The organism is Okeania sp. (assembly GCF_035285525.1).
Taxonomy (GTDB): Bacteria; Cyanobacteriota; Cyanobacteriia; order Cyanobacteriales; family Microcoleaceae; genus Trichodesmium.
On record NZ_JAYKGW010000107.1, the window covers coordinates 1 to 13,233 of the forward strand.

At 35.8% G+C, this 13,233-nt stretch carries 5 protein-coding genes; 4 read left to right on the forward strand and 1 reads right to left on the reverse strand.

What is annotated here, in order from left to right:
* Nucleotides 1-262: 262 nt before the first annotated feature.
* Nucleotides 263-3,313, reverse strand: coding sequence for an exonuclease subunit SbcC (gene sbcC / locus VKJ25_RS10095; RefSeq protein ID WP_324236503.1), 3,051 nt, complete (start codon nt 3,311-3,313; stop codon nt 263-265).
* 1,313 nt (nt 3,314-4,626) lie between these two features.
* Between sbcC and VKJ25_RS10100 the strand changes: the two genes are divergently transcribed.
* The 4 genes from VKJ25_RS10100 (at nt 4,627) to VKJ25_RS10115 (ending at nt 13,233) form a co-directional block, all read left to right on the forward strand.
* A complete protein-coding gene (locus tag VKJ25_RS10100) occupies nt 4,627-4,995 on the forward strand; it encodes a VOC family protein (protein ID WP_324236504.1) in 369 nt (122 codons plus the stop codon).
* Between the two features lie 806 nt (nt 4,996-5,801).
* On the forward strand, nt 5,802-7,112 hold the full coding sequence (locus VKJ25_RS10105; RefSeq protein ID WP_324236505.1) for a recombinase family protein: 1,311 nt from the start codon (nt 5,802-5,804) through the stop codon (nt 7,110-7,112).
* 256 nt (nt 7,113-7,368) lie between these two features.
* Entirely contained in the window at nt 7,369-7,506 is a 138-nt protein-coding gene (locus VKJ25_RS10110) for a hypothetical protein (RefSeq protein ID WP_324236506.1), read from the forward strand.
* A gap of 369 nt (nt 7,507-7,875) precedes the next feature.
* Complete coding sequence (locus VKJ25_RS10115; RefSeq protein WP_324236507.1) at nt 7,876-13,233, forward strand: PAS domain S-box protein; 5,358 nt, start codon at nt 7,876-7,878, stop codon at nt 13,231-13,233.

Sequence of the window (13,233 nt, forward strand, 5' to 3'; positions counted from 1 at the left end):
CATACCGATAAATTTGGGTGTGTGTGGGGCGGGTTTATTTAATTTAATATTTATACCGATAAATTTGGGTGTGTGTGGGGGCGGGTTTATTTAATTTAATATTTATACCGATAAATTTGGGTGTGTGTGGGGGCGGGTTTATTTAATTTAATGTTCATACCGATGAATTTCTTGTGAAACCCGCCCCTACATACATTGGGGGTGTAGGGTTGGTAGAAAAATTGAGCTGACTGCTGATAGCTGAATGTTGAATGCTTAAAGATCAGACCGACAACATAATCTGAGAACCTTGACCAGTTTTAGTAACTTCAATTCTAGCTTGAAAAGCTTCTTTAAAATGAGGAATATGAGTCACTGTTAATATACAAGAAAAATCAGCAGCAATGGCATTAATAGCAGCAATTAATCTGTCACATCCCTCCGCATCTTGAGTACCAAAACCTTCATCAATAATCAACATTTGTAAGGCAGTACCAGAACGTTGCGCCAACAATTTCGATAAAGCCAAACGAATGGCAAAATTAACTCGAAAAGCTTCCCCTCCTGAATAAGTTTCATAAGGTCTGGTTCCTTTAGTATCTGCTATTAAAATATCTAATGTATCTATCCATTTAGCATTTTTCTTACTTCCTTTTGTGGCTTTTTGGGTAACAAATTGAATGTGCAATTGATTAGCACTTAACCTCGCTAAAATCTGATTAGTTTCTGCCTCTAACTGGGGCAAAATATTCTCAATCATTAATGCCTGAATCCCCTTTTTCCCAAAAGCTAAACCTAATTCCTGATAAACTCGATATTGCCGTTTCGTAGTTTGTAATTCTGCCAATTGTTGATGATTCTGAGCTTGCAAATTTTCTAAATGTTGTAACTGTTGTTTCACTCTACCTAAACTTCCTAATTTTTCGTCTAATTCCTGACGACACTCTTGAATTTTTTTATCTAAATAAGCAATTTTTTTATCCAGATTAGGAGCTGGTTCTAGCTGTTGATTTAAAACAGATATCTGACCCTTAATTCCGGCTAAATCTTGCTGTCGATTTTCGATAACTTTATTCAATTCATTGATTCTGTCTAATAACTGAGGATATTGTTTTTGAGCTTGACGTAATTTTTCAACTCTAGTTAACCAAAATTGTGCTTTTCTCAACTCCGACCTAATATTATTATGTTCATCTAAATTATATCCAATCTCTGCCATTTCTCTCTCAATAACCAAAATTTGTTGCTGTACTTCAGAACCTTGTTTTTGTCGCTCCAAATCTTTTTCTAAACTAACAATTTGTGACTCAATTTCTGGCATCTGACCCCGAACTTTTCCTAACTTTGTTTCTGCATCCTTAATTTGCCCATACTTAATTTCTGCCCACCTTAATTTTTTCTCCTCCTCCCTCGCTAAACTATGACTCCGGTCATCATAATTAAACTGTTGAAGTTGCTGTTCTAAAGTGCTAATTTCAGCATATAAATTAATGGCAAAATCACCCGTATGTAGCGATCGCTCAACTTCCTCTACTTCCTTTACTAACTCTTGCAATAAACTTTCATCCTTTTGAATATTATCTAACTGTACCTGTAAACCACCCCGACGCTCCCGTAACTCATCATATTCACTCAACTCGTCATCTATTTGTCGATATTCTGTTCTTAAAACGTGAATCTCTCGCTCAGAAATAGTCAGTTGTTCCCGCGCTACCCACAACAAATCTCTAATTTCTCTTTGCTGACTTTGATGTTTATCCACCACCAAATGCCAATGATGTTCGTCCAAAGGACGATCGCACAACGGACAAGGTGGATATTCTTTGACTGTTATTTTGCCATTACCATTACCTTGATTTAATAATTGTAACTTTTGGTCTAACTCTTTCAGTCTGGTTTCATAATCTTTTTTATTGCGGATTAAACGTTCTAAAAATTGATGTCTTTCCTGACCTTTTTCCCGCACCCGTTGTTGATAAACTCGCTTATTCTCCAGTTGAGAAATTTCTGTAACTACTTTCTCTAAAGTTGCTTTCAGTTGGGGTTGTTTTTGCTGTTGAGTTCGCCGTAGTTGACGGACTCTAGAATTAAGTTCTTCTAAACGTGCGCTCAAACGTGCTTGACCTTTTTCGAGTTCAGTTTGTAATTTTTGCCGTTGTTGTATCAGGGGAGCAACTTCTATTTGTAACTTATCTAGTTTATTTAATTTTGCTCTTGCTGCTTGTAGTTGCGCCAAAGCATTTTCAATATCAGCACCCTTGCTCAAAATATGCAAATTATCTTGTTCCTGGTCTTTCAGAGAGTTTAACTGTCCTCGATATTGCTGAATATGGTTTTGGAGTTTCTGTAGTTGTTGCCGTTGTAACTCCTGAAGTTGTTGACGTTGATTGAGAGCATTTTGGTGTCTTTTAAATTTGGCAGATAAATTTTCTTCCGTAGTTTGCAGATTTTGGAAATGAGCATATCCACTCTTAATTTCATTTTCCTGCTGCAATACTGCCAATAGTTCATCTTGCTGCTGTTGCGTAGTTGCGAGTTCCTGTTTGAGGCGATAACATTCTTGCACCAACTTGTCGTATTGTTGTTGTTGACTCCGCAATAATTTTTCCCAAGTTTGGCGCTCATGTTGTTGAGTTTGAAGTTGTTGAAGTTGTTCTCTATCAGTTTCTTGTTGTTGCTGTAGTTGAGTCAGAATAGTTTGGAGGTGACTTTGTTTTTGAGCGATCGCTTCCTTTTCTTGGAGTTGTTTTTGGTTCGTTACCAGACTTTGTTCGAGTATTTCCACTTTTGCTTTAAACTGTCGAGCAATATCTTTAGCTTTTTCTCCCAAAGCATCATATTGGTCAAGTTTCAACAGAGAAGCAAGAATTTCTTTCCGTTCATTGGGGCGCTTCAGCATAAACTCATCTGCCCTACCTTGACGCAAATATGCAGAATTTACAAATGTTTCATAGTCAAGTTTCAGATGCTCAATAATATTTTGTTGAGTTGCTCTGACACCTTTTTGGGTCAGACTTTTAAACCTGGAACCCGTATTAATTTGAAATTCTAGAGTCGGAGACTGACCCCGACGACGACCACGAATGACGCGATAGATGTTACCGTGAGTAGAGAACGTAAAATCTACCCGTACCTCTTTTTCTCCCAAACTAATAATATCGTCTTCAGTTGCCGCGCGACTATTTCCCCAGATTGCCCAGGCGATCGCTTCTAATAGGGAAGATTTTCCAGCACCGTTGGATCCGCAAATACAAGCAGTGTGCAGACCTGTAAAATCCAAAGATGCTTCGTGATAGCTAAGAAAATTTTGGAGTTGCAGTTTTTGAGGAATCATTTTGCTATAGAAAACAGGGAATAGGGAACACTTAACTCTTAACTGGGAATAGCGGTCGTTAGCAGAGTTTCCCCCAGGGTGGGATGGATGGGTTCCTTAACCATATCCAATCGACCAAGACAGGGAACAGTAGAATCTCAAAAATTTCCGTTGCTTCAACTGTTATACCATCTTTTCTAGGTTGTCTGAAAAACAACTACTATTATTGATGGTGTTATTTTTTGAAGCATTCAGAACTCAGCTTAAGAGCAATAAAAATTAATAGGAAGCACTCTTTTAACTTCTACTTTTCATCTATATATCTGACCTTGTAAAACTATTAGGACTTACGCACGAACGCTATTGGTAGGGTGCGTTTTGCGTTCCGCAAAGCTCCGCTTTATATGTCGGCTCAAGCGCCGAAACGCTAAGCGACATGTCAAGGGCACAACGCACCAATACTCTATAATATAGTGCCTTTGCGTAAGTCCTGACTATGTATATTTATGTCCATAAATTTATAGATTTGCTTCAAAAGCTAATAGCTGATAGCCGAATACTTACTATGATTTTTCACATCTTACATTAACACAAAAAATTAATTTTGGTATTAAAGTTCTATTTAGTAAAGGTAAGGAAGAAGGAAAAAGAAAGAAGAAAGAAGGAGAAAAAGAGGCTTTAGTTCTCTAGGAGAGAAACTTTAAGATCAGGAGAAACCTTACTTATATGGGGGTATTTGCAAACCTTCCATATCAGCAGGTGCTATAATACCGTTGGGTGTAGTTATTTGAATACGAAGATGTTGTATATGGGGTTTCATCAGTTGTTTGATGGGAATATAAATTAAGTTGGATAGATGTCATTTTAATTATTATAGGACTTACACGGGAGGAACCCGGTTTCTGGGATAAACCGGGTTTCTGGGTTCAGTTCAAACCACGAAAGTTGATCAACCCAGTTTCTGCGTAAGTCCTGTATTAGTTATCAGCTTTTAGTTATTCAAAATATGCTGTATAATATAACAGAATTTATGCAAAGGCACTATATATAGAGTTTTGGTGCGTTAGCGTCAGGGTAACGAACCCTACAGATAGCGTCCATGCGTAAGTCATAAAAGAATTTATGCACTGAAGCAATAAATTAGGTTTATTATCTTATTGTTTTTCTCTTTTACCAAATTTATTGGACAAACTCGCTCTAACTAAATCAGGACTTACGCACTCGCAACCAAGAAACCGGGTTTATTGCGGTTATCTTGTTGCTCAGACGAGGAAATTTCCTTGATCAATCCGGTTTCTGGGTAAGTCCTATAAAAATTAATCTGGAAAATATTTATGCAAATAACTCAATATCTCCATACTGCTCTCTTAGTTTCAGACCTAGAAAAGGCCGAACATTTTTACGGTCAAATTCTTGGTTTGGTACAAACAGATCGCTCTCTTAATTTTCCTGGCACCTGGTATCAAGTTGGTAACTTTCAAATACATTTGATAGTGTCTTCAGAAATAATTCCTGATGTTGTTAACTCAGAAAAATTAGGCAGAAACAGACATTTAGCATTTTCTGTCGCTGACTTAGATGCTACTAAAGCACAACTGCTAGCAAATAATTGCCCAATTCAAATGAGTGCTTCCGGTCGCGCTGCATTATTTACCCAAGACCCCGATGGTAATATTATAGAATTACAAGAGATTAATAATTAATCAGGACTTACGCATAATCGACGAGTTTTGGTGATTTGAGATTGCTATTCTTACGGACTGCGACCCATTCATGTCGCGGAGCAAAACGCTATCGCTCGTATCGGACAGAAATGCATTGCGCGTGCTTAAGTCCTGTTAATAATTCAGCACTTACCCAGAGAGAGGCACTATATATAGAGTTTTGGTGCGTTACGAACTGCGCTAACGCACCCTACTAGACCGTTTCATCTAAAATGGTGTATGGGGTAGGGGCGGGTTTATGCGGTAATTTTGATACTACTCTAAGATTTATACAAACCCGCCCCTAAGACGGTGGCTTATATCACTGGGGGCGGGTTTATCTAACGAGCTATAGAAAACTCGTTGTTAAGATTTATACAAACCCGCCCCTAAGACGGTGGCTTATATCACTGGGGGCGGGTTTATCTAACGAGCTATAGAAAACTCGCTGTAGGGACGCCCTTATGCAACGTCCCTACGGTGAAACCCGCCCCTACGGCGTCTTACTAATGCACTATTTTAGGCGAAACAATCCACTACTGAATTGTTTCATCTTAAATGGTGCATTAGGGAGTAGGGGAGTGGGGAAGTGTGGGAGTGGGGGAGAAAGATTATTGTCCTTGTTTCGTCCCTCAACCCAACCTACAGCTATTGCTGCGCTCCTTGTACGGACGTTGCATAAGGGCGTCCCTACGGTGTGTTACTAATGCACTTTTTTAGCTGAAACAGTCTACTACCAATAGCGTTCATGGATAAGTCTTGTATTAATTATTCATTATTCATTATTCATTAATTTCCTACTGCTTGTGAAAATTATTGCCTATTCATACACAGACCCTCTGTTGGAAACTGCACCAGACCTCACAATCTGGGGATGGGAAGTTGATGAGATATATCAAGACTTGGGCGATCGCCAACAACTTGAACAACTCTTCCAAGACTGTCACATCCAACCTGTTAATTATCTCTTGATTCGCCAACTTGAAGAGTTAGGAGATTCTGTAGAGGAAGTCTGCGATCGCCTCACCGAACTGGAATTTCTCAATATTAAAATTATCTCCCTGAAATCAGATATTAAAATCAACCAAGACCAAGCTATTAATAGACAAGCAACCAAAACTGACTTACTTAAACTTCTAAACCAAATTCGTCAAAACCAACATAGTCGGAAAATTCGTCAAGCTCACGCTCGCAACCGGATGAAAGCTATACCTCCGCCGGGGAAAGCACCTTACGGATATCGGCGAGGGAAAGACCGTTACACTCTTGACCGCAGTGCGGCCTCTGTAGTCAAAGATTTTTTTGAAAGGTTTTTATTATTCGGGTCTCTGCGGGGTGCTGTGCGTTATATTGAGAAAAAACACGGCAAAAAAATTTCTGTTACTACTGGACGACGGTGGTTAAGCAGTCCTGTTTATCGCGGTGACTTACAATATCAAAATGGGGAGGTTATCTCTAACACCCATCTACCAATTATTTCTAGGGAAGAAGCTGCCCAAGTGGAACGTTTGCTCCGGCGCAACAGTTCCATGCCACCCCGCACTGCTAGTGCTCCCCATTCTTTAGCAGGTTTAGTTGTCTGTAGAGAATGTGAATCTCCGATGATTACTGCTAGAGTGACTACATTTCGCAAAGATAGAGAATATCTTTATTTGCGACCTAAAAGTTGTTCTCGCAAACGCAAATGTAAAGCTTTAGCTTATCAAAAAATATTGGAGCAAACTATAGAAATAATTTGTCGAGAATTACCTCTTGCTGTTGCTGCTTTAGAAATGCCAAATATGGATGGAATTAAAAGTAAAATTAAACAGCATATTTCTGAGAAACAAGAGATTCTTTGTCAACTACCAAATTTAGTAGCTAATGGCATTTTTGATCGAGAAACTGCCGAACTCCGGACTTACAAATTAAAAACAGAAATTTCCCAATTAGAAAGTCAATTTAACCAACTACCACCAGTCAATTTATTAGAGACTGCTAAAGCAGTTTCCATACCCCAATTTTGGTGGGATTTATCTGAATCAGAACGGAGATTTTATTTACGAGAATTTATTAGCATAATTGAAATAATTCGTCAAGAGAACAGTTGGGATTTAGAAGTTATTTTTATTTTTTGAAGAAAGAGAAAAATTTATTGTTTTTAGGGGTTTGACGGAACACTTAACTGGGAATAGGTATGGAGGAAAAAAGTATTTTTGCTAACGTGATAAAAAACCTTTTTTCTTCCAAAGGGGGGAAGGGGGGACTCCAAAATAAAGTAGGGACGTTGTATGCAATTGCCCTACTATTTGTAAAATTATTTTTATAAAATGGTATGAGTATTTTTTTGTTGGTAAAATGAAAAATATTAAACCTATAATCAAAGGAGAAATTATGGAATTTACAATAATGAATATTATGGCTGTTGCAGCATCGGGATTAATGTTAATTGTAACAGGCGGAATTATATATTTAACTGCATCTGAGTGGCGCGATCGCCGACGTCAACAAAGAGATAAAACTGGCCGTTAAATTCAGTTATCAGTTATTGTTGCAGTGCGGGCATCTTGCCCGCGAAGGGTGTACCTCATTTCAGTAGTTATTGTTAAAGTTTCTAATCTTTAGATAGCTGAAAGCCTTCAAAGAGTAATAATTATTCCTAGAATTTTGTATTGTTTAGTCATGGAGAAAAAAGAAAAAAAGTTCCTTTTAGCCAATCCTCTTCTTTATAAAAAAAGGTAATTATTAATTACAGGACTTACGCAGATGAACCCAGAAACCCGATACGAGGGTAGATTATTACTGCTCAAAACAACGATTTATCCTAGAAACCGGGTTCCTCCCATGTAAGTCCTAAAAAAAAGGTAATTATTAATTATTCCCTGTTCCCTAAAAAAAAATATGAATAACAATCAAATTACTATTCTGATAGTTGATGATCGACCTAATAATTTATATCTTATTTCTGAAATTATTAGTGAAAAAGGATATAATTTAATCCAGGCAACTTCTGGGGAAGAAGCATTAAAATCTGCAAAGAGCCAGCCATTAGATTTAATTTTAATGGATGTTATGTTGCCAAAAATGGATGGTTACGAAGTCTGTAAAGTTTTAAAAGCTAATCCTAAAACTGCTAATATTCCCGTGATTTTTCTAACCGCTTTATCTGATATTGATCAAAAATTAAAAGGATTTATTGTCGGGGGAATAGATTATATTAGTAAACCTGTTCATCCGGGAGAATTATTAGCAAGAATAGAAGCTCAAATTACAATTAGTAAACTTCGCCTAGAATTAGAAACTAAAAATCAGCAACTACAACAAGAAATAGGAATAAAGAAACAGACCGAAAAAAATTTATCGGCAATTATTAATAATATGTCAGAAGGTTTGATGATTATTAATAAAGAAGGTAAGATAGTTTTTGTGAATCAAGCTTCAGAATTATTATGGCAAAAATCAGCAGCAGAATTAATAGGTGAAGAGATAGGTTTGCCTCTGATAGATGGCAATGAAACAGAAATATATGTTAGACAAAAATTAGGGAAATTAATATTTCTAGAAACACGGATAGGAGAAATGATTTGGCAAAATCAAACTGCTTATCTATTGACTATGAAAGATGTTACAGAACATCGTCAAGAACAAGAACGTTTAAAGTTACTAGAAAGAGCAATATTTACTGCACCTCAAGGAATAGTAATTGGTGATGTAAATTTAGATAGTCAACCGATAATATATGTTAATTCTGGTTTGGAAAAAATTACAGGTTACTCTTCAGTTGAAGTTGTTGGGAGAGATTATCCCTTTCTAGGAGATACTGATACAAATCAACCAGAAATAAAGGAAATTAGAGAGGCGATCGCTACGGGAAAAAAATGCCAAGTCATCTTGCCAAATACCCATAAAAATGGTAATAAATTATGGAACCAAGTAACAATTTCTCCAGTTTATGATGACTACGAAAATTTGACTCACTATGTAGCTGTGCAAGTAGATGTAACTGACCGCATAATTGCAGAAATGGAACTTTCTGCGGCTAAAGTTTCTCTGGAAAAACAAATACAACAAGCATTATTGCTCAAAGAAATTACTGATAAAATTCGCTCTAATTTGGAACCCACACAAGTATACGAAACAGCAGCAACTCAAATAGCAAAACTTCTCAATGTAGATTCTTGTCTTATCCATACCTATATAGAATCTCCTATACTCAGAATTCCCATAGTAGCTCACTATCAAAACTCTCATGTTGACTTAAACTCTAACTTGGAAATACCCATATTAGGTAATCCTCACGTTCAACTTATCCTGGGACAGGATTCAGCGATCGCTACCGATAATATTTACACCGAAGAAAAGCTCAAACCAGTTTTGCCTTTATTCGAGCAACTCAACATCAAATCAATAATGGTAATTAGAACTTCCTATCAAGGCAAAACTAACGGAGTAATTGGTTTATATCAATGTAGTTACACCCGTCATTGGACAGGAGAAGAAAAAGAGTTATTGGCAGCAGTAGCAGCTCAACTTGGGATTGCTATTGCTCAAGCAAATCTTTTAGCACAGGAGAAACAACAAGGACAAGAATTAGCAAAACAAAATCAACTGTTGCAGCAAGAAATTTCTATTAGAAGACAGATAGAAGAATCACTCAAAAAAAGTGAGGAACGTTGGCAATTAGTATTAAAAGGTAATAATGAAGGAATTTTTGACTGGAATATTAAAACTAATCAAGCATTTATTTCACCCAGGTTAAAAGCAATATGGGGATATGAGGAACATGAAATTATATCTCATTATCACGAATGGAGTAGTCGTATTCATCCAGATGATTACAATAAAGTGATAAATTATTTACAAGAATATCTAGAGCAAAAGCATTCACAGTTTAGGATTGAATATCGAACAGTTTGTCAAGACAATACCTATAAATGGATTGCAGCTAAAGGACAAGCGCTTTGGGATAACAATGGTGTTCCCAAAAGAATGGTAATTTCTCATCAGGATATTAGCGATCGCAAAGAAATAGAAGAAGCTTTAAAAGCAAGTGAAATTCGTTATCGGGAGTTGGTAGAGTCACAGGATAGTGTATTAGTTTGTAGATGGAAACCAGATGGTACACTCACATTTGTTAATAACCACTACTGTGAATTTTTTGGGAAATCTGCAAGTGAACTATTAGGTAGTAAATTTTCCCAATCAATACAGAATGAACTAAGTCAGCAACATATTGAGTCAATGAATCCTAAAACTTTAGAAAATCAGATGACATCTGTTTCTGGAGAACTACGATGGTTAAGTTGGACTAATCAACCAATTATTGATAGTAATCGTAATTTAATCGAATTTCAATCTTTTGGCATTGATATCACACAACAAAAACAACGGGAAGATGCTCTCAGGTTGATAGTTGAAGGTACTGCAACCCATACAGGTGATAATTTTTTCCTTGCTTGTGTTGACAAGATAGCTCAACTTTTACAAGTTCGTTATACTTGTGTTACTGAATTAAAGCAGTCAGAAAATCTCTTAGAAATGAGAGCATTTTGGAATGGTTCAGAAGTCAAAAATCATATTGTATATTCTCCCCAACACACTCCTTGTGAGAAAGTATTGGAGGGGAAAATTTATCATTATCCAGAATGTGTACAACAACTTTTTCCTAATGATACTTGGTTAGTTGACTTCAATATAGAAAGTTATTGGGGTATTCCTCTATATAATTCTCAAGGAGAAGTTATTGGTTTATTGGGAGTGATGGATGTCTTACCCATGAATATTAGTTCGTCTCAAGAGTTAATATTGAAAATTTTTGCAGCGCGAGTGGGAGCAGAATTAGAACGTTTGCAAGCAGAGGAAAAACTGAGAGGTTCTCAACAAAGACTTTCATTTCTCCTAGAAAATACTCCAGTGGGTGTGATTGAATGGAATACTGAGTGGGAAATTGTTGCGTGGAACCATACCGCAGAATTAATTTTTGGTTACACTGCTAGGGAAATAATAGGTAAGAAAGGATTAGAATTAATAGTTCCTCAAAATAGTAACACTTTGGTGGAAAGTGGTGAAATAGTTGTGGGTGACAACTGCATCATCACCGAAAACTTAACGAAAACAGGTAAAACAATTGTTTGCGAGTGGTACAATACACCTCTCTTAAATCCAGAAGGAACAACTATTGGATTTGCTTCTCTTGCTATTGATATTACCGAGCGTCAACAACAAGAATTATTAGAAAATGCTCAAAATACGACTCTGAAACTATTAGCTCAAGGTAAATCATTGCAAGAAGTATTATTAGAATTAACCACTCAAATAGACAAAATATTACCATCACTAAATTCTGCCATTCTTTTACTAACAGAAAATCGTGAATATTTACGTCCTTTTGTAGCACCTAATGTACCTCAAATTTGGCTTCAAGCTATTGATTCTATACCTTGGAAAAATCTTTGTTCTTTGAGTAAAGTAATTAATCTTCATCAACGGGTAATTATTGAGGATATTGTTAATGCTCCTGAATGTTCAAGTATCAAGGAAAAAGCTTTATTTAGTGGTTTGTATTCTGGTTGGTTTGAACCAATTTTTTCTGATGGAGAAGAGCAAGTTATAGGTGTTTTTGTAATGTACTTTCATAATCAGCGATCGCCAGAAACTAGAGATTTAGAAATACTTGCCTCTTTAGCCAGATTAACTGGTTTAATTATTGAACATAAGCAAGCAGAAATTGATCTGAAAAATGCTAAAGAAGCTGCGGAAACTGCCAATTTTGCTAAGAGTAATTTTCTCGCATCTATGAGTCACGAATTGCGTACTCCTTTAAATGCAATTTTAGGTTTTAGTCAATTATTAGCCAGGGATAATTCTTTAAATAAACATCAAATTGAACAAATAGAAATTATTAATAATAGTGGAGAACATTTGCTAAGTTTGATTAATGATATTTTATCAATGTCTAAAATTGAAGCTGGAAAAGTTACACTCAAAGAAGATTTATTTGATTTATACAGTTTTCTGCAAAATCTACAAGATATGCTCAGTGTAAAAGCCAATGAAAAAGGTTTAGAATTTTTATTTAAACTGGCAGATGACCTGCCTGAAATTATTACTGCGGATGAAGGAAAATTGCGTCAAGTTCTAATTAATATTATAGGTAATGCTATCAAATTTACATCTCAAGGAAAAGTTATTTTGTCAGTATCTAATAGTAACTCTTCAGATAAGATAAAATTTGCCATTGCCGATACTGGTCGAGGCATTGCAGAATCAGAAATAGATGCTTTATTTGAACCTTTTGTGCAAACTACTACAGGTAAAAAAACCATAGAAGGAACAGGTTTAGGTTTACCTATTAGTCGTAAATTTGTGCAGTTAATGGGTGGAGAAATATCTGTTAGTAGTCAAGTCGAGAAAGGCACAACTTTTACATTTGAAATTATTGCCAAAAATTCCGGAAAATCAAAAGAAATATCAATCAGAGAAACATTAGCTAATCAATCAAAAATAGTAGACTTAACATCTAATAAATATAGATATCGAATTTTAATAGCTGAAGATATCGAAGAAAACAGTCAATTATTATTACAATTACTTGAACCTTTAGGATTTGAACTTCAGGTAGCTGAAAATGGTAAAAAAGCTATATCTATTTGGGAAACTTGGAAACCACATTTAATTTTTATGGATATTGTTATGCCTGTTATGGATGGTTATGAAGCAACTAAAATTATTAAACAAACAGCCTTGGGTAAAGCTACTACTATTATCGCTGTAACTGCTAATGCTTTTGATGAAAATCGTGATGCTATTTTAGCCGCTGGTTGTGATGATTTTATTACTAAACCTTTTTCAGAAAATCTATTACTAGAAAAGTTAGCTAATCATTTGGGAATAAATTATTCCTATGAAAAGGAAGAAGGAATTCAGAATTCTGAATTCAGAAGGGAGGATGAACTTGGAAAAAATAACTTTTTTTCTTCAGAAAAAAGAAGGCAGGAGGAAGGAGGAAAAAATAACTTTTCTTCTGTTGCTACAAAATCACAAATAGAAGTAATAAAAGAATCTTTAAATATCATGTCTTCTGAATGGTTAGAACAATTACATTTTGCTGTATTATCTGTTAATGATCGCCAAGTAAGTGAATTAATTATGCAGATTCCTAAAACAGAGGTAAAACTAATTAACTACTTAAAAAATCTAGTGGAAAATTTTCGTTTAGATGTTATTCTGGAATTAATAGAAAATCAGGAATATTTGTAA

Coding starts and splice junctions, on each gene's coding strand:
- VKJ25_RS10115 (WP_324236507.1), top strand. CDS start 7,876: ATGAATAACAATCAAATTACTATTCTGATAGTTGATGATCGACCTAAT.
- VKJ25_RS10100 (WP_324236504.1), top strand. CDS start 4,627: ATGCAAATAACTCAATATCTCCATACTGCTCTCTTAGTTTCAGACCTA.
- VKJ25_RS10110 (WP_324236506.1), top strand. CDS start 7,369: ATGGAATTTACAATAATGAATATTATGGCTGTTGCAGCATCGGGATTA.
- sbcC (WP_324236503.1), bottom strand. CDS start 3,313: ATGATTCCTCAAAAACTGCAACTCCAAAATTTTCTTAGCTATCACGAA.